General features: G+C 68.5%; 14 protein-coding genes. 6 read left to right on the forward strand and 8 right to left on the reverse strand.

The window, feature by feature from the left end; translation table 11 throughout:
• Positions 1-5: 5 nt before the first annotated feature.
• Both BLW48_RS25190 and BLW48_RS25195 read left to right on the forward strand, forming a co-directional pair.
• Positions 6-1337, forward strand: coding sequence for a tryptophan--tRNA ligase (locus tag BLW48_RS25190; RefSeq protein WP_093178133.1), 1332 nt, complete (start codon positions 6-8; stop codon positions 1335-1337).
• A gap of 74 nt (positions 1338-1411) precedes the next feature.
• Positions 1412-2014 (forward strand): LuxR C-terminal-related transcriptional regulator, encoded by a 603-nt coding sequence (locus BLW48_RS25195; protein ID WP_093058637.1) that lies wholly within the window; start codon positions 1412-1414, stop codon positions 2012-2014.
• A gap of 63 nt (positions 2015-2077) precedes the next feature.
• Here BLW48_RS25195 and BLW48_RS25200 read toward each other — a convergent pair whose 3' ends face one another.
• Positions 2078-3469, reverse strand: a complete 1392-nt coding sequence (locus tag BLW48_RS25200; protein WP_256216781.1) for a surface-behavior sensor histidine kinase ShkS — start codon at positions 3467-3469, stop codon at positions 2078-2080.
• Positions 3470-3594: 125 nt separating this feature from the next.
• On the opposite strand from BLW48_RS25200, the gene BLW48_RS25205 reads away from it, so the two are divergent.
• The 3 genes from BLW48_RS25205 to BLW48_RS25215 all read left to right on the forward strand — a co-directional run bounded on the left by BLW48_RS25205 (position 3595) and on the right by BLW48_RS25215 (position 5450).
• Positions 3595-3993: a VOC family protein gene (locus BLW48_RS25205; RefSeq protein ID WP_093178134.1), complete on the forward strand. Its 399-nt coding sequence runs from the start codon at positions 3595-3597 to the stop codon at positions 3991-3993.
• Positions 3987-4388 (forward strand): phage holin family protein, encoded by a 402-nt coding sequence (locus tag BLW48_RS25210; protein WP_093058600.1) that lies wholly within the window; start codon positions 3987-3989, stop codon positions 4386-4388. The genes BLW48_RS25205 and BLW48_RS25210 overlap by 7 nt, the downstream gene beginning before the upstream one ends.
• A gap of 117 nt (positions 4389-4505) precedes the next feature.
• Positions 4506-5450 carry an alkaline phosphatase D family protein gene (locus BLW48_RS25215; RefSeq protein WP_093077243.1) on the forward strand — a complete coding sequence of 315 codons (945 nt, stop codon included), beginning with the start codon at positions 4506-4508 and terminating at the stop codon, positions 5448-5450.
• A gap of 36 nt (positions 5451-5486) precedes the next feature.
• On the opposite strand, the gene BLW48_RS25220 is transcribed toward BLW48_RS25215, so the two are convergent.
• From BLW48_RS25220 to BLW48_RS25235, 4 genes are read right to left on the reverse strand one after another with little or no spacing between them, the layout of a single operon-like run.
• Positions 5487-6602, reverse strand: a complete 1116-nt coding sequence (locus tag BLW48_RS25220) for an ABC transporter substrate-binding protein (RefSeq protein ID WP_093178136.1) — start codon at positions 6600-6602, stop codon at positions 5487-5489.
• A gap of 28 nt (positions 6603-6630) precedes the next feature.
• Positions 6631-7719: an ABC transporter permease gene (locus BLW48_RS25225; RefSeq protein WP_093058597.1), complete on the reverse strand. Its 1089-nt coding sequence runs from the start codon at positions 7717-7719 to the stop codon at positions 6631-6633.
• Complete coding sequence (locus BLW48_RS25230) at positions 7716-9242, reverse strand: sugar ABC transporter ATP-binding protein (RefSeq protein WP_093178137.1); 1527 nt, start codon at positions 9240-9242, stop codon at positions 7716-7718. Before BLW48_RS25230 ends, BLW48_RS25225 begins: the two co-directional genes overlap by 4 nt.
• The gene (locus tag BLW48_RS25235; protein ID WP_093178139.1) at positions 9239-10162 is read right to left on the reverse strand and encodes an SMP-30/gluconolactonase/LRE family protein; all 924 of its coding nucleotides are present in this window, start codon (positions 10160-10162) and stop codon (positions 9239-9241) included. Before BLW48_RS25235 ends, BLW48_RS25230 begins: the two co-directional genes overlap by 4 nt.
• A gap of 278 nt (positions 10163-10440) precedes the next feature.
• Between BLW48_RS25235 and BLW48_RS25240 the strand changes: the two genes are divergently transcribed.
• A complete protein-coding gene (locus tag BLW48_RS25240) occupies positions 10441-11451 on the forward strand; it encodes a LacI family DNA-binding transcriptional regulator (protein ID WP_093077247.1) in 1011 nt (336 codons plus the stop codon).
• Between the two features lie 19 nt (positions 11452-11470).
• Here the strand turns inward: BLW48_RS25240 and BLW48_RS25245 are convergent, their stop codons facing one another.
• The 3 genes from BLW48_RS25245 to BLW48_RS25255 are packed head-to-tail and all read right to left on the reverse strand — an operon-like array spanning position 11471 to position 24115.
• Positions 11471-11773, reverse strand: coding sequence for a hypothetical protein (locus BLW48_RS25245; RefSeq protein WP_093058593.1), 303 nt, complete (start codon positions 11771-11773; stop codon positions 11471-11473).
• Positions 11774-11786: 13 nt separating this feature from the next.
• Positions 11787-16061 carry an OmpA family protein gene (locus BLW48_RS25250; protein ID WP_093178140.1) on the reverse strand — a complete coding sequence of 1425 codons (4275 nt, stop codon included), beginning with the start codon at positions 16059-16061 and terminating at the stop codon, positions 11787-11789.
• On the reverse strand, positions 16058-24115 hold the full coding sequence (locus BLW48_RS25255) for an SdrD B-like domain-containing protein (RefSeq protein ID WP_093178142.1): 8058 nt from the start codon (positions 24113-24115) through the stop codon (positions 16058-16060). Before BLW48_RS25255 ends, BLW48_RS25250 begins: the two co-directional genes overlap by 4 nt.
• Positions 24116-24235 lie beyond the last annotated feature (120 nt).

A 24235-nucleotide genomic window follows, 5' to 3' on the forward strand; every position in this document is an offset into this window, starting at 1 on the left:
GTCCCATGGCTCCGTCTCCTCAAGCTCCCCTGCGCGTCCTGACCGGCATCACGCCGTCGGGCACGCCTCACCTCGGCAACTACGTCGGTTCGATCCGCCATTCGGTGCGGCAAAGCGTCGCGCCCGGTGTGCAGAGCTTCTTCTTCCTGGCCGACTACCACGCGCTCATCAAGGTGCAGGAGCCGGCACTCATCCAGCGCTCCACGCTCGAGATTGCCGCCAGCTGGCTGGCCTGCGGGCTCGACCCCGAGCGCGTCACCTTCTACCGCCAGTCGGACATCGTCGAGATCCCCGAGCTGACCTGGTTCCTCACCTGCGTCACCGGCAAGGGCGTGCTCAACCGCGCGCATGCATACAAGGCACAGCTCGACAAGAACGTGGCCAAGGGCGAGGACCCCGATGCCGACGTGACGGCCGGCCTCTTCATGTACCCGGTGCTCATGGGCGCCGATATCCTGATGTTCAACGCCCACAAGGTGCCCGTGGGCCGCGACCAGGTGCAGCACATCGAGATGGCGCGCGACATGGCGCAGCGCTTCAACCACCTGTACGGCGATCACTTCACGCTGCCCGAGGCCGAGATCGACGACGCCGTGGCCACCCTGCCCGGCCTCGACGGCCGCAAGATGAGCAAGAGCTACGGCAACACGATCCCGCTGTTCGCGCCGCGCGCGCAGCTGCAAAAGCAGATCTCCAGCATCGTGACCGACTCGCGCGCGCCCGGCGAGCCCAAGGACACCGAGGGCTCGGCCCTGTTCCAGATCTACCAGGCCTTTGCCAGCGCCGAAGAAACCGAGTCGCTGCGCAAGGAGTACGCCAATGGCATTAGTTGGGGTGATGCCAAGCAGTTGCTGTTCGAGCGCATCGACCATGAAGTGGCGCCGCTGCGCGCGCGCTACGACGCGCTGATGAACGACCCGGCAGAGATCGAGCGCATCCTGCTCATCGGCGCCGAGAAAGCGCAGGCCCTGTCGAAGCCGTTCATGGCCAGCCTGCGCCACGCGGTCGGCCTGCGCAATCTCGCGGCCGGCAAGGACAAGGGCGCAGCCAAGGCTGCCAAGGTCGCGAAGCCAAGTTTCAAGCAGTACCGCGAAAAGGCGGACGGGCTTTTCTATTTCAAGCTGTTGGATGCGCGCGGCGAAACCCTGCTGCAAAGCCGTGGATTCACGTCGCCGCAGGAAGCGGGCCGTACCATCGCGGTCTTGCAGGCGCAGCGCGGCGAAGCATTGACCACGCTGGCCAGCCAGCTGGAACCCATCGACACAGAAGGAACACGCGCCGTCACCGAGGCGCTGGAGGCCCTGACGGAGGCAACACCCACAACGAGCGGGAGTTGATCCGGCAAAGCCCATCGGCTTATCCGCCGATGAGCAGGAAGAGAGAAGACGGTGCGATCACAAAGGAAGAAAACATGAGCATTTATGTCATCGACGACCACCCCCTGATGCGCGACGCGATCGTGATGGTCTTGCGGCGATTGCGTCCGGCCGAGAACATCGTCGAGCTCGAGCGCCTCGACAAGCTCGCGAGCTCGGTGCAGCAGCGTGGTGCGCCCACCCTCTTCTGCCTGGACCTGAAGCTCCCGGACACCAATGGCGTGTCGGGCGTGATCGCGGTCAAGCAGGTCTATCCGAACGTGCCCATTGCCGTGTATTCGGCAGCACCTTCCGCGGACATGGAGGACGCCTGCATCGAAGCCGGCGCAGACACCTATATCGAGAAGTCGGCCAGTTCCAACGAGCTGGCGGCTGCCTTGCGCGGCCTGCTGATGGCAGGCTCGGAAGATGAAGCCGACGAGATGCCAGCCGCCAACAGCGGCAAGCTGTCGAAACGGCAGACGCAACTGATCGCCATGCTCGACAAGGGCATGAGCAACCGCGACATCGCCACCGACCTGGAGATCAGCGAGCACACGGTGAAGGTGCACCTGTGGCGCCTGTTCCGCAGGCTCGGCGTGAAGAGCCGTACCCAAGCTCTGCACTACGCACGCACCAACGGTTTGCTGTCAGGCTGATTCCCGCCGGCGAGCCTGACGACCTCCAGAACCGCGCCCTGTGCGCGGTTTTTTATGTCGCTCTCAGCCGCCCGAGGCGCTCACGCGGGCTTGCGCCACAGCCTCGTCGGCGTCGTGCAGCGCCACGCGGAACACGCTGCCGCTGCCCAGGCGCGAACGCACGCTGACGGGGTGGCCCAGCACGTGCGACAGCCGCGCGACGATGGCCAGGCCCAGGCCAAAGCCATCAGAGGTGCCGGCATGGTCCGCTACCTTGTAGAACTCCAGGAACACGTCGCGCAGATGCTCGGGCGCGATGCCGATGCCGGTGTCCCACACTTCCACGCGCAGACCGTCGCGTGTCTGCCGCGCCGCCAGCAGCACGCCGCCTTCGGCCGTGTACTTGATGGCGTTGGCCAGCAGGTTGCCGATCATGCGGCGCACGCGGATCGGGTCGGTCAGGAACGAGCCCTCGCACACGTGCACGCGGAAGTCGAGGCCGCGGCTCTCGGCCACCGGGCGGTACTGCAGTTCGAGGTCGTGCAGCAGCTCGGGCACGTCGACCCGCTCGACATGCAGGCGCACCTGGCCCGAGTCGATGCGCGCCAGGTCGAACATGGAGTCGAACAGCGCATTCACCGCATGCGTGGCGCGCACGATCTTCGGCGCGAGCTCCAGCACCAGCTCAGGCTCGTTGCGCAGCCAATCGGCGTACAACGAAAGTGCCAGCACCGGCTGGCGCATGTCGTGCGCTGCGCTGGCCAGGAAGCGGTTCTTCATGGCCACGGCCGACACCGCCGCCTGACGCTGCTGGGTCAGCGACTTGATCAGGATGTGGTTGTGGAACAGCAGCTCCAGGCTGTTGCGCGCCGTCTCGTGAATGTGCCGCCCCGCCCGCAGCAGCAGGAACCAGTGAAGGATCGGCAAGATCGGCATCAGGTAGCCGTACTGGAACTGCGGATGGTGCAGCGCGATCGACGCCAGGCGTATCACCACCGCGCCCAGCATCGTGATGAACAGCGTGTTGACGTAGCGCTTGAGCAGCGGCGGATGCAGCGCCAGCCCGTTGAGCGGGAAGGTGCCCACACCGGCCACGATGAGCCAGCTCATGAACTGGTTGACCTGCGGCGTGCGCTCGAAGAACAGCAGCACCGACAAGCCCCACACCACCGCGCTGGTGCTCCAGACGAAGCCGTAGCGCTCGGTGAACTGCTGCTGCGCCGCCGCACTGCGCCCGGCATAGCGCACCGCATAGACCCGCGCGCCCCATGCGCGGCACGCGGTGGCGATGAGGCCGGCTACGAGCCACGTGAGCAGCTCCCAGCGGGGCACATAGGCCCAGTTCAGGCCGACCATCGCGGGCATCAGCGCGGCCGAGACAAAATACGAGCCCCGCGCGGAGCGCATCAGGCTGCGGATGAGCTCGCCGCGCACCCACGATTCGGCCTCGTCGGCCGAAGCCGGGGCGGGGGTCATGCTGGCGATAGACGCGTTGGCCATAAGAGCGGCGATCTTAACGGCGTCCTCGCCGTTGTTTCCTAGGGTAACAATCGAAAACAGCGTTCAACAATTCAAACGCTAACCAGGAAGAATTCACTCGCATGCTTTCCCATGTCTACATCGGCGCGAACGATTTCGAACGCGCCTTTTCTTTCTATTCGGCGCTCATGGGCGAGCTCGGCCTCAAGCTGAGGTTTCGCGATGACGGCAAGCCATGGGCCGGCTGGCAAAGCCCTGATGCGCCCCGCCCGCTCTTCCTGGTGGGTACCCCGTACGACGACCAGGCCGCCTCGCCCGGCAACGGACAGATGGTGGCGCTGATGGCCGCCGACCGGGCCACCGTGGACCGCGCCCATGCCATCGCCCTCGCGCACGGCGGCGTGTGCGAAGGCCCGCCCGGCCTCAGGCCGCACTACCACCCGGACTACTATGGCGCCTACTTCCGCGATCCGGACGGAAACAAACTCTGCGTCTGCTGCCACACACCAAACCCATGCTGAACAACCTGACTCCCTTCCTCATCCACTGGGCCATCACCGCCATCTCGCTGTGGGTGGCCAGCCACCTGTTTCGCGGACTCAAGTTCGACAGCACCGGCGCGCTGGTGGTCTCGGCGCTGCTGCTGGGCCTGGCCAACGCCGTCGTCAAGCCGCTGCTGATCGTGCTCACGCTGCCGCTGACGCTGGTGACCTTCGGGCTGTTCCTGCTGGTCATCAACGCGCTGATGATCCTGCTGGTGGCGGCGCTGGTGAAAGGCTTCAAGGTGTCGGGCTTCTGGACCGCGCTGTTCGCGAGCATCTTCATCTCGCTGCTGAGCATCGCCATCGGCTCGTTCGTGACGAGCGACGACCCGGCCGAGAAGGTGCAGATGCCGCAGAGCGGCAACTGGCTCTGAACTGAGCGCGCACGCCTGGGCACACGGCGCCATCCCATGTTTTGCGGAGAGACAACGCGCAAGGGCTGCCTATGATCCGCCTCACCCGGCATACAGACCGGTGAATGAGGAGCCCCCATGAAGATCGCCTTCACGTCGTGCATGAACTTCAAGTCCGGCCCCGACGGCTACCAGCACGTCTGGGACCGCATCGCGCAGGAGCAGCCGGACTACCTGTTCCTGCTGGGCGACCAGATCTACATGGATTTCTTTCCCGACCTGGGCGAACCGTCCAAGTGGGACGCCGCCAAGTTCGCCGACGTGATGCAGGGAAAGTACGAAGCGCAATGGAACGTGCCGAATTTCAAGGCACTGCGAACCGCGCTGCGCCAGCGGCAGGACAACGGCGGCGGCGTGTACGGCACCTGGGACGACCACGACTTCGCCTGGAACAACGCGCACGGCTCGGACGTCAAGGCGCCGGTGAAGCAGGAAACCCGCCGGCTGTTCACCAAATACATGGAGATCGAGCAGCTGCGCAACCCCGCGCACCTCGACCCCAAGATCGACGGCATCTATTACTCGGTGCCCCTGATGCACCAGCAGCAGCGCATCGGCAAGGCGATTTTTCTCGACACCCGCTGGTACAGCAAAGACCCCGGCGACGCGAGCCCGCTGCTTGGGCAGAAGCAGCTCGACTACCTCAAGCAAGAACTGGCCAACGAGCAAGGCTACGTGCTGATCTGCGCCGGCATGCCGATCCGCGCAACCGGCAACGGCTGGATGCGCTACCGCGACGACTACGCGAAGTTCCGCGAGATCATCTACAAGCGCAACGTGATCTTCCTGACCGGCGACATCCACGAGAACGCGTTCCTGCCGCCGGCCGGCGAGACGAAGATGTTCGAGGTCGTCTCCTCGGGCGCCTTCGTCACCAAGTACTACTACACCGGCGAGCGCGAGAACTTCGGCATCCTCGAATACTCGCCAGCGAGCACCGACATCAAGCTGTTCGACAAGCGCGGGCTCGGAAGGCACAACGTCATCGACAACGCCACCTTCGTGCACAAGGAGATCCGGTGAAGGCACCTGGGGTGCCTCTCGGCACCCTTGCGGCAGTCACTTGCCCCACACGGCCTTGTACTGCGTGCGATAGCCGTTGTCCGGGTCGAACACGTTCTTCGGCCCGCCGTCCTTGCCTACGTTGCCCACCGTCACCAGATGCACCTTGGGCACGTAGCCCGACCACTTCTCCTTGGCGAAGGCGCGGTTGAGTTCGTCCACGATCTGCCAGCCCTGCATGTTCAGCGGCTCCGGCACCGTGCCGGCCTGGAAGCGCTGCGTGCGGATGCGCTGGTAGGCCGCCTCGGAGCCGTCGCCGGCCGACACGGCCTTGGGCGAGCCGTCGCCCTTCTTGCCTGCCGCCGTGAGCGAGGGGCCCATGAAGTCGAAGTACAGGTCGTTGATGGCCAGCGAGTGCGTCCACTTGTCGCCGAAGCGCTGCAGCAGCGAGGTGGTGAGCTGCGGCATGCGGGTGGAGCTTTCGGCGATGGGGCTGTCCTCGAAGCTCAGCACGGTGCAGCCGCCGCACTTCTTGATGACGGCCTCCATGGCGCGCGCCTTGTACAGCGCAATGGCGTACTGCGAGTCGGTGAAGATCACCACGCCGGCCTTGCCGCCCGAATCGGCCACCACCCACGAGGCGGCGACGTCGGCCACGTCGTCGGTCACGGTGGTCACGTTGGCGTACAGGCCCGCCTTGTCGTTCGGGCCCGGCTGCTCGCCCGAGTGCCAGCCGACCAGCGGAATGCCCGACTTCGCGGCGCCCGCGAACGCAGCCTTCTGCTCGGTGGTGTCGAAGCCGCCGACCACGATGCCCGCCGGCTTGACGGCCAGCGCCTGGTTGAGCGCGGCGGTGCGCCCGCTCACGGTGCCCTGCCCGTCGATGACGCGCACCGTCCAGCCGATGGCGCGGGCCGCTTCTTCCACGCCCTTGCTGACGCCGACGATGCCGCCGTTCTTCATGTCGCCCGCGACGAAGACGATGGTCTTTCCGGCGCTGGCCTTGGGGCCGGTGGTGGGGCCGTCCCACTTTTCCTTGGTCATGGTCGCGATCTCGACCTTCTTCTTCGCAACATCGAGAAAGTCATCGGCCATGGCCTTGGGTGCCAGCGTGGCGGCGCACAGGGCCAGCACGGCAGCGGCGACGGTGCGTGCGGGAACACTCTTCTTCATGCTTGTCTCCAGTCGTTGTGATGAGCCGTCATTCCGACGGCGTTGAGGGAACGGGTTGCGCGTGATCGAGCTGCCGCTCGGCAATGCGCCGCTTGATCGAACGGTTGCGCCGCTGTTGCGCCCAGCCCGCGATGCCGATGGACACCAGCAGCGTCAGGCCGTTGAAAAGCGGCTCCACATAGAAGGCGCCGCCGAACTGCTGGATGCCCGAGATGCCGATGGCAAGAATCGCCACGCCAACCAGCGTGCCCCACACGTTCACGCGGCCGGGCCGGATGGTGGTCGAACCAAGGAACGCACCCACCAGCGCAGGCAGCAGGAATTCGAGCCCCACGCTCGCCTGCCCGATCTGCAGCCGCGAAGCCAGCAGCACGCCCGCAAAGCCCGACAGCAGCCCCGACGCGACGAACGCGCCCATCACATGCCTGCGCACCGAAATGCCGTTGAGCTGCGCCGCCTTCGGGTTCGCGCCAATGACGTACAGCGCGCGGCCCAGCGGCGTGAACTCGGTGACGACCCACAGCGTGACGCTCACCGCAAGCACATAGAACGCGCCCACCGGCAGCCCCAGCAGGTTGCCGCCCGCGATGCCGACAAAACCGTCGGGCAACTCGCCCACCACCTGCCGCCCGCCGCTGTGCCACATGGCCACCGCGTAGATCACGGTGCCCGTACCCAGCGTGGCGATGAACGAATCGATCTGCGCCAGTTCGACCAGCAGTCCGTTGAGCACGCCGAACAGCGCCGCGCACGCCAGTACCACCAGCACTGCCGCCGGCCACGGCAGGCCGAGCTGCGTCTGCAGGCTGATCGCGAGGATGTGCCACAGCACAATGCCGTAGCCCACCGTGAGATCGATCTTGCCGGTGATCATCGGGATGGTCGCGGCCAGTGCCAGCAGTGCAATCACCGACTTGTCGGCCAGGATCGCGCGCAGGTTGAACAGCGTCGGAAAGGTGTCGGGCAGCAGCAGCGAGAACAGCAGCGCCAGCGCCGCCATCAGCACCACGAGCCCGTAGACCGGCATTGCGCGGCCGATGCTCTGCGCCAGGGAAATGGCCTCGCCGTCGAGGGACTTGTCTGGCTCCAGCGCCGTGGACCGGATGGAACTGCTCATGCGTGAATCTCCTCGCGCGTTGCCGCGCCTGCTGCCAATGCCAATAGCTTTTCGACCGTGATCGCGTCGCCCGCGAGTTCGGCCGCGATCAGGCCGTCGCGGAACACGAGCACGCGGGTACACACGGTCGCGATTTCCTCGAAGTCGGTGGAGACCACGACCAGCGCCGTGCCAGCCTCGGCGCGCTCACGCAGCACGCCGTAGATCTGCCGCTTGGCGCCAACGTCCACGCCTGCGGTGGGCTCTTCGAGCACTACCAGCGGCTTGTCCAGGTGGAACCAGCGCGCCAGCACCACCTTCTGCTGGTTGCCGCCGGAGAGCTGCTGCACTTCGGCGGACGGCGCGGGCGGATTGACGTCGAAGCGCCGGATGAGCGCGAGTGCCTGGTCGTTCTCCCGGCGCGGGCGGTCGAAGGCAAGGCCGCGGTCGCCATGCAATGCGGCGTTGGGAAAGAGGTTCTCCAGCACGGTCATCGAACCGGCAAGGTTTTCTTCAAGGCGCTCGCCGGCAACGTAGGCCACGCCGGCGCGGATGGCGTCGGCGGAACACGTGAAGGCGCATGCGTTGCCGAGCAGTCGCATGCGGCCGGCCGACAGCGGCTCGCGGCCGAAGATCGCGCGGCTGATGGCCTCGTGGCCCGCGCCGCGCAGGCCGACGAGGCCCAGCACTTCGCCGCGGTGCACGGCGAGGCTCAACGGGCCGGCGTTGCCGCTGGCCGCGCCGTCGAGCTGCAGCACGGGCTCGCTGCTCCCGGGTTCAGGTGCCTTCGCCTTCTGCACCGAAGCCGACAGCGCCTTGCCCACGATCAGCCCGACGAGTTCGCCCTCGTTCGTCTGCGCCGTGTCCTTCACCGCCACCAGCTTGCCGTCGCGCATCACGGCCGCGCGGTCGGAAATGGCCAACACCTCGTCGAGCCGGTGCGACACGTACAGCATTGCCATGCCCTGCCGGCGCAATTCGCGCAGCACGCCGAACATGCGCTCCACGTCGCTCATCGGAAGGCTGGCCGAGGGCTCGTCGAGCACCAGCAGCCGCGCCTTCACTTCAAGCGCGCGGCCGATGGCCAGCAGCGACTTCTCGGCGCGCGTGAGCGAGAACACGCGGCGGCCTGGATCGATGTCGCAGCCCACGCGCGCCATCACGCGGCGCGCCGTGTCGTTCGCGGCGGACCAGTCGATGAGGCCGAAGCGGCGCGGATAACCGGTGCCCAGACCCACGTTCTCGGCAACCGTCATCCATTCGACAAGGCCCAGGTCCTGGTGGATGAACGCAACCGGCTGCTCGCGCCGGTCGCTGCGCCGCCAGTCGGCTTGCGGTCGGCCGTCGAAAAGAATCTCTCCCTGGTCCGCGGGATAGATACCCGCGAGCAGCTTGATGAGCGTGGACTTGCCCGCACCGTTCTCGCCGAGCAGCGCGAGGATTTCTCCGGCGCGCACGTCGAGCGTGACGTTGTCGACCGCCTGCGTGCCGCCGAAGCGTTTGCTGATGCCCTGGAACTGCAGCAAGGCAGAAGCGGCGTTCATGCGCGCACCGCCCCGCGGGTGTTCAGGCGAATGCGGTAGAGCGATGTCGAGGCGCACACGAACAGCTCGTTGCCGTCATTGCCACCGAAGGTCAGGTTGCCCACCTTCTCCGGCACCGCGATGCGCGCCATGCGCGTGCCGTCAGGGTGATAGACCTGCACGCTGTCGGCGCTGCTTGTGTAGACGAAGCCGTGCACGTCGATGCGAAAGCCATCCGCAAGCCCCGGGTTCACGACCGCGAACACGCGCGGGCTGGCAAGGTCCTGCCCGCCGATCACCTCGAAGGCGACGATATGGTGATGCCCCGAGCCGTCGGTGCGCAAGGCGGGCGATGTGTCGCTCACATAGAGGACGCTTTCGTCGGGCGAGAAGGCCAGCCCGTTGGGCTCTTCGACGAAATCGCTCACCGAGCGCAACGCGCCGCTTGCGGGGTCGAAGCGGAACACATGGTTGCGGCCCAGTTCGCTCTGGGCCTTGTGCCCTTCATGGTCGGACACGATGCCGTACGGCGGATCGGTGAACCAGATGCTGCCGTCGCGCTTCACGACGATGTCGTTGGGCGAGTTGAGCCGGCGGCCCTGATAGCGGTCGACCACCACCTCGTCGGCCAGCGGCAGCAGGCCCGGGCCGAAGCGCGTGCGCACGATGGCGCGCTGGCCGTGCGAGCAATGCAGCAAAGCGCCGTCGGCCTCGCGGGTGTGGCCGTTGGTGAACTCCACGCCCTCGCGCCACACGCTCATGCCGTCTTCGGCATGCCAGCGCAGCATGCGGTTGTTGGGAATGTCGCTCCACAGCACCGCGCCGTCTTCGCGCATCCACACCGGGCCTTCGCTCCAGGCGGCGCCGGTGCACAGGCGCTCGAGCGGACCGGCATCGCGGGCGACGGGGGCGAAACGGGAATCGAAGACTTCGATGGTCATGGCCACGGCGCTGGTTTCCCTGAACTTGGGGTTTGCAGTGTGGCACTGGAAAAGATACCGGTAACTTAGGCTTTTCCCGTACGCTGATTGCGCTATTTTTCATTCTTGTAAAAGAATCAATCGCTGTATTCTTTACATACCTAAATCGGCGATTTACAGGTTATCGGTATCTGACCTCGCGTCGCATATCCTCGAACCCGCATTTCCGAGAGAGAAAGAAGCCCTTGCCTCCAAACAAAGCCACCGCTGCTGCCGCCCCCCTCACCCGCCCCGCGACGATGGCCGACGTGGCCGCGCGCGTCGGCGTGTCGAAGATGACGGTGTCGCGCGCGCTCAACCGCGGCGCGAGCAGCGACCGCGTGACCTCCGAGGCGCTGCGCCAGCGCATCCTGCAGGCCTGCGAGGAAATGGGCTACGTCATCGACCAGACGGCACGCACCTTCTCCAGCAAGCGTTCGGGCTTCATCGCGGTGCTGATTCCGTCGCTCAACAACTCCAACTTCTCGGAAACCGCGCAGGGCATCACCGCGGCGGTGGAAGCGCGCGGCCTGCAGCTGCTGCTGGGCTACACCGACTACCGCGTGGAAACCGAAGAGCGCCTGCTGCGCGCCATGCTCGCGCGCCGGCCCGAAGGCGTGATCCTCACGGGCGGCTCGCACACACCCGCCGCGCGCTCGATGCTGCAGGCCGCCGGCGTGCCGGTGGTCGAGACCTGGGACCTGCCCGCCACGCCCATCGAACACACGGTCGGCTTCTCGAACGCTGAGGCCGCGGCCGCGATGGTGCGGCACCTGCACGGCAAGGGCTACCGGCGCATCGCCTTCATCGGCGGCACCTCGAACCGCGACACGCGCGGCGCGGACCGCCAACGCGGCTATGCGGAGGCGATCCGCGAACTGGGCCTGCCCGACGGCCGCGTCATCAGCTTCGGCCAGCCGCCGATCTCGATGGCGCAAGGCGGTGAAGCGGTGGTGCAACTCGTGCGGCAGTGGCCCGACGTGGATGCGGTGATCTGCGTGTCCGACCTCTCGGCCTTCGGCGCGCTGATGGAATGCCAGCGGCGCGGCTGGAACGTGCCGGGCCGCATCGCGATCGCGGGCTTCGGCGATTTCGAAGTAGCGCGTGCCTGCCACCCGCGCATCACCACCGTGGCGGTGGATTGCGTGGGCATCGGCAAGGCGGCGGGCGAACTGCTGCTGCGTGTGATCGACGGTGCGCGCGAAGGGCACCGGCCGCCCGCGGAGACGGTGATGATCCCGTTCCGCATCGAGCAGCGCGAAAGCTCCTAGCTACCGGGTTCTTCCAGGGTCAGCGAACGCCGGCAACCAGCCGCGCCTCGCTGCACAGCCGCGCGCCGAAGTCTTCGCAGCGCACGTCGAACCCGTACGCCGCCGCCCGGCGCAGCGCGAAGGCCGTCACGTCGTGCAGGTAGGTGCGCCCTGGCTTGCGCCCTGCCGCGGCGCGGGCCTCGAAGTCGGCCTGGAAATCGCGTGCCCACTCCTCGTAGAGCCGGTAGCGGTCGCAACGGTTGCCGGGGCAGCCCGCCCGCGCCAGCGCCTGCGCGATGTCGACCAGCGGAACCGTGATGGGCATGTCGTGTCCTTCGCGCATGGCACGGGCTTCGTCAGAACTTGCCGAGCACGTTCAGGAACCACCCCTTGCTGCGGTAGCTCATGTCGGTGAGGTTGTCTGAGTAGTCGGTGAAGTTGTAGCCCACGCCCACCTTCAGGTTCTCGTTGACGTGGTAGTACGCGGCGGTGACCCAGCCGCTCTTGCGGTCCTTGAGTTCCTTGGCGCGCAGCGTGCGCCACTCGAGCATCCAGTCCCAGTTGCGCACCAGCTTCCAGTCGACACGCAGCACGGCAAGCTCGGCCGAGCTCTTGAACCACGGCGACGAGTTGTCGCGGCTCGCGCGCAGTTCGCCGCGGCGCCAGGCGTACTTGCCGCCGAGGGTCCAGCGCGGGTCGATGTCGTAGGTGGCGTCGATCGCGAACACGTGGCTGCGCTGCTGGTAGTCGATGCCGGTGGTCGACACGGTGCCCAGGCTCGAGTCGACCCCGCCCGACACCACCTGGCCCGGCGACGACAGGTCGTACAGGTAGGTGTACTTGAAGAGCAGATTCAGCCGGTCGTTCAGCGCCGGGCGCAGCGCGTAACCGAGCATGGCTTCGGTGTACTTGGCGGCGGCCAGTGTGCCGGTGGTGCTGTCGCTGTCGGCCCAGTTGAACTTGCCGACCCAGCGCGCATCGTCGTCCACTTTCCAGCTGAAGGAGTTCTTCACCAGCCAGCTGGTGCGTGTCTCGGCCGTGGTGCGGTCCTTGCGGTATTCGAGGCCGCCGCTGTACTTCATGCGCTCGCTCGAATAGCCGGTGGTGAAGGCCACGGCCTCGCGGCGCGTGGCGCCCAGGGTCTCGGCGCCGATCCAGCCGTTCTCGAAGTTGACGCCGAAGGTCCAGCGCGTGTCGGGCGCGTACTGCACGCCGTAGGCATGCGTGAGGCCCGGCTGCGTGCCGGTGGCCTGGCGGTGCTCGGTGAACATGGTGAGGCCGTCGCCCACGCGGGAGCGCACGCCGGTCACGAGGCTGCCGCCGCGGCCGATGAGGTTCTCGTCGGTGCGGCCGGTGTCGGCCACGTAGGTCATGTAGAGGTTGGAGCGGTCGTCGTACTGGTAGTCGACGCCGGCCTTGCCGGCCAGCCCGCCGTCACCGGTGGAGACCTCGCCGCGCAGCGCGAGCTTGTCGTTGACGCGGTAGCGCCCGCCGAAGCCCAGCCGGTCGTTCTCCAGCCGCGTGCCGGTGCGCCGCAGCGTCTTCTGCGCGAAGCCGTAGGCGCTCCAGCGATCGCTGCCGATGTATTCGAGCTGCACGGCCGCGTCGGCGCGCTCACCCGACACCGCCTGCGTGGTCGGCAGCGACGGGCTGGTGATGAGCGCGTCGCCGGTCTTGTCGTCGTAGCGCAGGCCGAGGCCGAGCTTCCACTCGGGCGACAGGGTCAGGGCGTACTGCGCGTCGAGCACGCTGCTGTTGTAGCCGTCGCGCTCGTCGCGGCGGTCGGCCTTCAGGCGCAGCTCGCCTGCGCCGCTCTGGCCCTTCTCGCCGAAGGGCACGGTGGCCTGCACGCCGGTCTGGCGCGTGGCGTTGCTCGCGTACTGGCCCGGCGCCGAGAAGCCCGCGTCGCGCGACTGCGCGTAGGCGCTCACGCGCCCACCGCCGCGGATGTCGAAGTCGCCCAGGTCGGCCTGGCCTTCGAGGCGCCATGCGTTTGCGTTGCCGGTGGGTCCGTTGCCCAGCGTGTTGCCGATGGCACCGTTGCGCCCCGTGAAGCTGAAGCCGCCGTCCAGCGAGTCGAGCTGGCTGGTGCCCGGGCCCTTGCTGCGCGCGAACTCGCCCTTGAAGTAGGTGTTCTCGGTCTTGCGCAGCGTGATGTCGGTGCCGGCCAGGCGCTGGTCGCCGCCGATCTGGTCCTGCCGCGACGCCGTCACGCCCACGCCCACGTGGTCGTTGGCCCACCACGACACGCGGCCGCCCACGGCGAGCGTGTCGAGCGAGGAAGTCAGCGGCGTGTATTCGTAGTCCACCACCAGGTAGGTCGGCATGCCGGTAAAGCCGCCGGCGCGCACCAGCGAGCCGTCGTCCGACAGGCTGGGCAGCGGCGCCGACAGCAGCACGCGGCCCTGCAGGTAGTCGATCTCGTAGTCGGAACTCGGCACGAGCTGCGTGCGCTTGAGCACGAAGCCGGAGTCCTTGTCGCGGATTTCCAGCGTCACGCGCTCGGCGCCGCGCGTGATGTCCTGGTTGCGCAGGTAGTAGAGCGATCCGCCGGTGCCGCGGAATTCCTCGCGCGCGGCCAGCGTGCCGGGCTCGGCCGCGAAGGCGTCGACCTTCAGGCGCGCCTCGCCGAAGGCGGTCGACTCCTCGCCCAGGTAGCGGCCATGAAAGCCGTAGAGGCCGCGGCTCACGCGGGTGAGTTCGGTGTCGCCGAAGTTGAGCTTGAAGTTGCCCCACATGGCCTGCGAGCGGCCGTCGTCCACGCGCAGGTAGAAGCGGCCCTGCGTGGGCGCGTCCTCGATGGTGGTGGAGTCGTCGCCGAAGGTGCTCCACGAATCCTCGGGGTCGAAGCGGCGGAACAGCGAGGTCGGGTCCTTGCGGTCGAGGTTGCGGAACAGCTCCTTCAGCGGGCGCTCTTCGGTGTCGACGCTGGCCGTGAGCGTCCAGCGGTCGTTGAGCTGGCCCTTCGCATAGCCGGCAATGCGGCCTTCGCTCCAGCCGCCACCGCCGTAGCGGTTCTTGTCGTTGGTCATGATCGCGGCCGGGCCGCTCACGCTGTTGCTGCCCACGGTGAGGTCGGCCTGGCCCACGAAGAACCAGTCACTCGCGGGCAGTTCGAAGTCGCGGCGGTAGGCACGCGTGGCGCCCTGAGCGTCGGTAACGGCGATCTCGCCGGTCTGCACGCGGCGCGGCACCAGCTGCTGGAACACGAAGCGGCCGCTCTCGTCCACCGGCACCGCAAAGCCGAGCGCGCGCACGCTCTCGCCGGGGCGAATGGCCGCGCCGCTGGCGGTAACGGTGCCGGCGCTCAACGGAATGTTGGCGATGGCGATGTTGTTCTGGCCATAGCCGCGCAGCAGCTCGCGCACCGGGTCGGGCGGCGTGCCGGTCTCGGGCTTGTGGCGCTGGGCCAGCGTGAGCGAGAGGTCGTCGGTTTCGTCGAAGCGGCCCTGGCGGTCGTACACGCGCACGCGGTAGTACAGCTTGCCGCTCGCGCCTTCGGCGAGGCGGTTCAGCAGCCCTTCGGGCACCTGCCATTCGCCGCGCAATGCGGCGTCCAGCGGCACGGTTGCGACCAGGCGGCGCTGCATCACGTCGTTGGCGGTGAACACGCGCAGTTCTGCCTTGCTGGTGAACAGCAGGTAGTTGCTGTAGCCGGCGAAGCGCACGGTGTCGCCCGCCACCACGGTGGTGGGCCATGCGCTGGCGCTCAGGCGGCGCGGCTGCGAGAGGTTGTCGTACTGCAGGCGCAGTTGGTTGCGCTCCAGCTGCACGTCGACGCAACGCTGGCGGTCGGCACTCGTCGTGCCTTCGGCGGACGGGAGCTTGCCGTCTGCGGACAACAGCTGGCCGTCCACGCTCAGGCGCAGCGGTGCGTCGTCGGTGCCGAAGGCGGTGAAGGTGCGGCACACGCCGGGGTCGGCCGGTGCGGGTGCCGGCGCAACGACAGCATCGCGCCAGTACACGCGCACTTCCACGCGCCTGTTGGCGGCCCAGTTGGCGGGGTCAGTTGCAGGCGTGGCCACGGGTGCATCGGGGCCGCGCGACGTGGCGGAGGCCGCGACCTCCGGCAGGCCCAGGCGCTGCGTGAGATAGCGACCGGCCTGCTGCGCGCGGGCCAGGCCCAGCGCGTGGTTGTCGGCAAAGCGCTCGCGCGACTTCGCACTCAGGGGCTGCGTGTCGGTGTGGCCGACGATCTCGAAGCGCAGGCCGTCGCGGCCTTTCACCTGGTCGGCGATGCGGTCGAGCTGCGCGCGGTCGGCGGGCAGCAGGCCGTCTGCGCCGGAATCGAAATGCGGCGTGCTGGCGTTGCTGCGTTCGGCGGGCGATGCGGCCACGGCGGCCGTCGCCGCGCGGGGCTCGACCGCATCGCCGAGCACGAAGGTGGCCTTGGGCAGCTCGCGCTCGCTGCTGCGCGGCAGGCGGCGTGCGCCGTCGATATCCACGGCGCGCGGGTCGGCCGTGGCCTGGTCGAGCATGCGGCCGCGCACCGCGGTCTCCTGTGCGGCGGCCAGCCCCATGCTCAGGCAGGCGGCAGTCACGGCGCCTGCAAGGGCCATGCGCTTCGGAAGCGTCTTTCTTCTTCTCATGTCGGCTCGCTGGATCGGGTTCGGTGTCTGTGGGCGGGTCATGGCTTCGCCTCGTCCGAGGCGGCGGTGGCAGGCACCAGCTCGACCTCGATGTCCAGGTTGAAAAGCGGCGGCTCGTTGCGCCCGGCGCGTTGTTCGCCGAGCTGCTTCCAGCGCGCGAGCACCGCGGCCTTCACCGCGTCGGTGCGCTGGCGGCCCAGCGATCCGGGCTCGCCCTGCGCGGCCTTGTAGGCCAGCCGCAGCACTGCCGTCTTTTCGGCGAGCACGCTCACGGTGCGGTCGAGTTCGCCCGCGAAGCCGGCGCGCAGCGCGCTGTTGCCGTCTTCGAAGGCCGCGCCCTGCAGCGCGAGGCGCACCACGCGGTGCACGGTGGCGCCGAAGTTGATCTTCAGCACCTTGCCGCGCGTGGCGCGCTCGGCCGCCGGGTTCTCGCTGGTGGTGCGATAGCCCGAAGGCAGCGTGCGCTCGTCGAGCTTGAGCACCAGGTTGCTGCCGGTGCCTTCCTTCGGAATGGCGGCGCAGGCGATGTGGTAGCGGCCCTCGGCGTCGGTGGTGGCCAGCACGCCGTTGACCGTTGCTATGCGCACGTTGGCAAGGCCCGGTTCGCCGTCGTCCTGGTAACCGTTGGCGTTCTTGTCGTCGTAGACCTTGCCGATCACGTCGGTGCAGTCGAACAGCGCATCGGGTACCACGCGCACGGTGGCCGTGGCAAGGTTCGACAGCGTGCGGCCGCCCACGCCCTGCAGGGCGACGACCTGGTTGACGAACTCGCCCTCGCCCACGCCGACCCCCACGCCCGCGACCATCAGGTATTCCTTGGTCTCGTTGGGCGCGAAGTTCTGGCCGGGCACCACGACCTGGCGGCCGTTGATCTGCGGCACCACCGGCAGCGCCACGCCGCCGGGCATGGTGCGCACGGTGAGCGAGCCCTGGATGTAGCGGAAGCCCGGCGGCAGCGTGTCGACCACGGCCACGCCCGGCACGGGGTTGCCGCGCGTGTTGCGCGCCGTGATGCGGTACGGCAGCAGCTCGCCCTTCTTCACGGTGAGCTTCGATGTCGTCTTGCGCAGCTCGATGAGCGTGGCGTCCGACGGGTCGAGCGGGATGTTGTTGGCCACCACGTGCTGGCCGCCGCCGCCCGGCATCTTGAACATCAGGTAGTAGCCCGCGCCGGTGACCAGCGCTGCGCCGGGGCTCACCACGCAGGGGTTGGTCTGCGCGGGTGCCGGGCCGTTGGCGGGCGCCGCGCACGACTGCGTGCCCAGCGCGCCGGCCGCGGCCGGGTACATCGACGACGGCAGGTAGGCGCCCGGCGGCGTGATGGCCAGGCGGTAGTCGCCGGCCGGTGCGCCCGGCAGCAGGAAGAAGTCGTAGTAGCCGTTGGGGCCGGTCGTGTAGGTGTCGCGCCCGTCCAGCAGGTGCTGCGCGGGGTCGAAGCCGGGCGGGCCGACCAGGCGCACCACGGCGCCCGGCACCGGCGTGCCGCTGACGCTGTCGTACACCACGCCGCCCGGGTCGTACGGCAGGTCCTGCTTCTGCACGTTGGCGCCCGCGTTCACGCGCACCTTGATGGTGAAGCGCGGATCGCTCGCGGCGGGCGTGGGATACGGGCCGCTCGCGCCGTTCTGCGACGCATCGGTCGGCCATACGCCGCCCACGACGCGGCCGTCGGGCGCGCGGAAGCGCACGCGGTATTCGCCGGGCACGAGGTCGCCGAAGCGGTAGCTGCCGTTGGCGCTCGTGGTCACGGTGTAGAGCACGGTGGCCGCGGTTTCCGCGCAGGCGTTGCCGCCGTCGGCGCAGCGCAGCAGCTCGACCGTCCAGCCTTCGCCCTGGCCTTCGCCCGACTCGCGGGTGCGGTTGTGGTTCTGGTCGAACCACACGGTGCCGGTGAGCGAGGCGGGCTGGTTGCTGTGCTCGTTGAAGTCGTAGCCGGTGCCGTGGGCGTCCAGGCCGGTGAAGTTCACGCGGATCTGGTTCGGTCCCTGCGCGGTGCCGCCCAGCGTGCCGGGCACGGCAATGCCTTCGTCGTAGCCGGTGGGCTGCGTCTCGGTGACGGTGTAGCCGCCGCTGCCGGGCAACGGCAGGCCGGGCAGTTCGTAGCGGCCATTGGCGTCGGTGACGGCGGTGCGCGTCACCGGCTGGCCCGCGGCATCGGTGCCGGTGAGCGTGATGGTCACGCCCGGGATCGGCAAGTCCTGCGGCTCGCGCGTGCCGTTGCGGTTGGCGTCGTTGTAGACGGTGCCCGCCAGCGATGCGCCGCGTTCGCCGAAGTTGTAGTTGTCGCCGTTGCCGCCGCGGTACGCGATGGCGCCGATGACGTCGTTGCCCAGCGTGCCGCTGGCCGTGCCCTCGAGCGTGCCCACGGCGTCGAGGCCGTCGGCATACGTCACGGGCTGCGTCTCGCGGATGGTGTAGCCCGCCGCGTCGGCCGGCAGCAGGCCGGTGAAGACGTAGCGGCCGCTGGCGTCGGTGACCACGGTGGCGTTCACCACCAGGCCGCTGGCCGAGCGGCCGGTGAGCGTGAGCGTCACGCCGGGAATGCCGACCTCGGTGGGCTGGCGAACGCCGTCGTTGTTGGTGTCGACGTACACCCAGCCGGCGATCTGGCCGCCGCGCTCGCCGAAGTTGTAGTCGATGCCCACGTCTTCCGAGACCAGTGCGAGGCCGCCGAAGCGGTCGTTGGTGCCGCCGGGGTTGACGGTGCCGCGCGCGGCGCCGCCAACAGTGCCGAGCGACTCGGGGCCGTCGGCCACGCCGGCGGGTTGCGTCTCGTCGATCTGGTAGGTGCCGGGCGTCAGCGCGTCGACCAGGTAGCGGCCGTCGGCAGCGGTCTGCACCGTGCGGTCGACCGGGTTGCCCAGGAAGTCGGTGCCGGTCACGCGGATGGTGGTGCCTGCGATGCCGGGCTCGCCGGTGTCGCGTGTGCCGTTGGAAGGCGCCACGTCGGCGTATACGTAGCCCGAGAGGCTGGCGGGCTTCACGGCCGAGAAGTTGTTGCCGGTGGAACTCGCGTCGGCGACGCCGGCGCCCAGCACGATCTTCTGGATCACGTTCGCGGTCGAGCCGTTGGGTCCGTTGGTCACGCCGCTGCCAGTGGTCGGCACGGTGCCGCGCACGCTGCCCGTGCCGGCGACGGTGCCGGCACGCGTCAGGCCTGGTCCGTAGCCCGTGGGCCGCGTCTCGGTCACGGTGTACGAGCCCGCACCGATGCCCTGGAAGTTGTAGTCACCGTTGGCGTCGGTAGTAGTGGTGCGCGACACCGGCTGCTGATTGATGTCGGTGCCCGTGAGCGTGATCGTGACGCCCGCGATGCCGGGTTCAGTGGCGGGTGCCCCCTGCGCGCCGTTGCCGTCGCGGTCGTAGTAGACACGGCCCGAAATGCCGGCAGGCAGCAGTTCGCCGAAGAGGTAGTCGCCCTGGGTGAGCGGCACGGTGGTGCCGGAGACGGTCACGCCGGTGATGACGTTGCCTCCAGCCTGCGCCGTACCCGGATGGCCGTTGCTGCTCGCCTGCCCGGGCGCGTAGCCAGATGGCTGGGTTTCGGTGATGGTGTAGCCGCCAGCGCCCGAAGGAGGCACGTTGCGGAACTCGTAGCCGCCCACCGTGCCGGTAGGCACCGCGACGATGTTCACCGGGTTGCCTGCCGCGTCCGTGCCTGTCAGACGCAGATTGACGTCAGCGATGCCGGCTTCGCCCGTGTCGGGCCTGGCGTTGTTGTTGACGTCGGAGAACACGACCACCGAAATGCGGGTGAGCTGCTCGCCGAAGTCGTAGCCGGTGCCGTTCGCGTTGGAGCGCAGCGCGATGCCATTCACCACGTCGTTGCCCGCGGTGCCGCCGGAGGTTCCGGCCGCGTCGCTGCCGTCGGCGAAGCCCGCGGGCTGCGTTTCGGTCAGCACGTAGTTGCCGGGCGCGAGGTTGTTGAAGGCGTAGTTGCCGGTGCCCGCCGCTGTGGTGGTGGTCTGAGACACCGCATTGCCGAACATGTCGGTGCCGGTGAGCGTGACAGTCACGCCGGCGATGCTGGGGTCGCCCGCGCTGGAGCCGTTGTAGTCGGCATCCTGGTAGACGCGGCCGGCCAGGCTGGCCGCGCGCACCTCGCCGAAGTTGTTGGCGATGGAGGCTTCGCCCTGGGCCAGCACGATGCCGTCGATGCGATTGGCGTTCGAGCCGTTCGGCCCATTGGTGACGCCCGCGCCCGCGCTTGGCACTGTGCCTCGTGTGATGCCGCCCACAGTGCCCGCGCGCGTGATACCGGGCAGGTAACCCGCAGGCTGGATCTCGACCACGCTGTACGTGCCGGCCTGCACGGTGAAGGACCAGTTGCCGTTGGCGTCGGTGGTGGTCGTCTGCGTGACGGCGTTGCCCAGGCTGTCGGTGCCGCTCAACTGCATCGTGACGCCGGCGATGCCGGGTTCGCCGGCATCAATCACGCCACTGCCGTTCAGATCTTCATAGACGCGGCCCGAGAGCGCGCTGTTCTGCACGGTGACGCTGCCGTCGTTGAAGTTGTTGCCGCTGTCCGCATCGCTGCCGCCGTTGGTGTCGCCCGAGCCGGTGGTGACGATGTGGGCGCGGTTGGTGAGCACCGTGCCGTTGGCCGGCGCCGCGCCGCTGAAGCGCACCGGGATGCGCACGGTGGCGGTGCCGTTGGCCGGCATCGAAGTGATGGCGCAGCTCACGGCCGTGCTGCCGGCCGCGCCGGTGCAGGTGGGCGCGGCGGGCGTGAAGCTGCCGCCGGTGACGGTGAAGACCGGCGTGCCGGCCAGCACCAGCGGCGCGGGCAGGGTGTCGGTGAAGCTGGTGGTTTCTGCGCTGTCGGGGCCGTTGTTGCGCAGCTGCACGAGCCAGTCGAAGGTCTGGGCCGACGACACGGTGGCCAGCGGCGTGGCAGTGCCAGAGGAGACAGCGGCCTTGGAGACCACCTGCACGTCGGCCTTGAAGCGGAAGGTGGTGTTCTCGGCCACCGCGTTGTTGGCCTGCTTCGTGTCGTAGGCGTTCTGCGCGGCCAGGACGAAATCGACCTTGGCGTTGTTCTGGAAGGTGCCGCGCGAAACGCCGCGCAGTACCACGCGGAACTGCAGCGTATCGGGCTCTCCGGTTGCCCCGTTCTCGCTTTGCTTGCCGCCCAGCGCAGGAATGGTGAATGTGACCTGCCCGCCTGACGTACCAACCGCCGGGCTGGTGATGAGGATCCCCGCCGGCGCGCTCGCGGACACGAAAGTGGGTGCGGCTTCTCCGGAGAGCAGGGCCTGCGGCAGGGTGTCGACCAGACGCACGCCTTCCGCCGTCGATGCGGCGTTGTTCGACACGGTGATGGTGTAGCCGACGTCGTCGCCCACGTTCACCGGGTCGGCATCGTCGTGCTTGGTCACCGCCAGGTCGTACGTCGGTGCGGAGACCGAGGTCGAGGCGCTGGCGGCGTTGTTAGTCATGTCGAGTTCGGGCGTTTCCGTCTTCACGACCACGTTGTTGGTCACGGGCGGCGGCTCTCCCAGCAGCGCGTACAGCGGCCGCACGCGCACCGTGACGGTCTGCTGCACGTTGCGGTTGAGCGAGTTCCAGGTGCACACGAGCTGGTTGTTCGTGGCGCCGGTGGGACTCGTCGTCGTCGGTGTCGTGCCACAGGTGCCGCCGCCGGACGGGATTGCATCAATGAACATCAGGTTCGCTGGCAGCGTGTCCGTCAGGCTCACGGCATAGGCGCGGCTCAGGCTCTGCGGCACGTTCCGGTTGACGGCGGTCAACGTGTAGGTGAGCACCTGGCCGACCGGTGCCAAAGTGGGGCTGGCCGACTTGGTGACCGTCACGTCGGTGCGCGCGAGCAGGAAGGCGGAGGCGCTGCCGTTGTTGTTGGCCAGGTCCGGATCTGCCGGCGTGGTCGCCAGTGCATTGGCGGTGTTGTTGATCTGGAAGCCGTGGTCGGTGGCCGAGGCGCCGTCGCCGTAGTGCTTGGCGACGACCTGGATGACCGGGCACAGCGGCAGGGCGCTGGCGGGGTCGGTGCTCGCGCGGCAGACCGGCAGGGTCGACAGCGTGCAGTTCGACAGCGACGCCTGCCCGAAGCCGCCGCCGTTGGCCGGCAGCGCGCAGGTGCCCGCGAAGGTGCCGCCGTTGGGCGTCTGCGAAACGCTGCCTGCGCCGATCACCTGAGCGAAGCTGTCGGTGACGACCACGTTCTGCGCCTCGGAGGGGCCGGCGTTGACCACCTCGATCTGCCAGGTGACGTCCTGGCCCGCGATCTGGCGGTTGCCGGCGCTGTCGCCGATGCCCACCACGCGCTTGAGCACCTTCACGTCAGCGGCGGTGGCGACGTCGTCCACGCCGGTGCCGAGGTTCACGCAGTCGTTGCCGGTGTTGGCGTCCGGGTCGGTGCCGAGCGTGGGCGCGCTCGCGGGCAACGCCACGTTCACGCACATCCTGTTGACGATCTGGCCGCCTCCCGACGGCAGCGCCGGGATGGTGGCGTTCACGATGATGTAGCCGCCATTGCGCGCGCTGGCACCGTTCGACAGGTCGACATCGATGTCGGTGGCGAGCGTGCGCGTGCAGGTCACGGTCGCGGGGCCGGGCACCGGCGTGGCGGGCGTCGGGACGACGGTGGTGCCGCCCTGGGTCACCGTGCAGGTGTAGCCGTCGCGCTGCGTGACGCTGTTGATCTGCACGCCGGCCGGCAGGTCGTCCACCAGCTGGATGGTGCTGCCCGCCAGCAGGCGCGTGCTGCCGAGGTTGGTGCTGCCGACCTGGTAGTCGAAGGCCTGGCCCAGCGGCACGTTGTTCTGCGGCCAGCCGCGTCGCTTGTCGGCGCGGAAGTCGGTGGCGGAGACCGCCACGTCGGCGGGCACGCTGCCCGTGGCGGAGTTGGCGATGGGCCCGGTCGCGCTCACGGTGGCCTGGTTGACGACGCCGGTGCCGGCAGACGAGGCGATCACGGGGATGAGGATGTCGCCGAGCGCCACGTTGGCGCCGCCGGTGCCGCCGATGTCGGTGCGCGTGCAGCTGACCGTCTGGCCGGCGACCGAGCAGGTCCAGCCGCCGCCCGCGGAGAACGGCTGGATCGTGAAGTTGGCCGGTAGCGTGTCGCTCAGCGTGACGCCCGTGGGAGCGGTGCCGCTGAAGCTCGGGCTCAGGCGGAAGTTGAAGCGCTGCCCCACCAGCAGCTGGCCGCCGTCATGGCTCTTGGCGAGCGCGAGCACGTAGCCCGCCGTCACGGTGGTGTTGGCAGTGGCGCTGTTGTTGGTGGAAACGCCATCGCCGATCGAACCCGCCGGCGCCACGGCCGGCTGGTGCGTGATGGTGGAGCCGGCGCCCGCGGTGACCACGCCGTTGACGGTGAAGGTGCGCGTGTTGCTGCCCGTGGTGGCCGGCGTGGCCGGCACGTTGCAGGTCAGCAGGCTGCCGCTGATCGAGCAGCCCGAAGGCAGGCCGGAGCCCGAGACCGACAACCCCGTGGGAACGGAATAGGTCAGCCTCGAGCCCGAGCTGGTGTCGGGGCCGTTGTTGGTGAGCGTGAAGACGATCGGCACCGTGCTGCCGCTCGGCGCGGTGGCCGGTGCGCTGATGGCCACCGACACGTCGGCGCCCTGGTTCACCGTGATGATCTTGGTTTCGCTCGAGCTGCCCCCGCTGATCGCGGCGGTGACGCTCAGCGTGCCCTGGACGGTGGTGCGCAGCAGTACCTGGAAATCGCGTAACTCGTTCGCACCCAACGTGATGCCCGAGCAGGTCAGCGTGCCCGGGCCGGCTGCGCCCACCGCGACGCCGGACGAGCAGCTGCCCACGGGGACCGTGCCAGTACCCATGTAGACCGTGTCCACGGGGATCGTGTAGGTGAAGGAGGCGCCCGGCGCGCCGATCGGCAGGCTGTCGGTCTCGGCGATGGTGATCGTGCTGGTCACCGTGCCGCCGGCGGGAAGGATGTCGGGTGAATGGACAAGGCTCGACACCTGCGGCACGGCATGCGCGGCCGCAGCGAACAGCAGCCCCGCCAGAGGCGCTGCCAGGCGCGTCAGGCAGCGGCGCAAGCGCGCGGCGTTGGAAGGCACGTCGCGACGCGCCGATGCGTGCGACAGATTCGTTGGGGTCCTGAACATCCCGTCCCTCGTGATTGCTCTGATGGACCGGGCACCGTTTCTTTTGTCGCCGCTCGATGCGGCGGGGTGCTCCGGAAAGGGCGCGATTCTTGGACCCCACTCACCGGTGCACTTTTGGCA

This window comes from Variovorax sp. YR266 (genome assembly GCF_900107295.1).
Taxonomy (GTDB): domain Bacteria; phylum Pseudomonadota; class Gammaproteobacteria; order Burkholderiales; family Burkholderiaceae_C; genus Variovorax.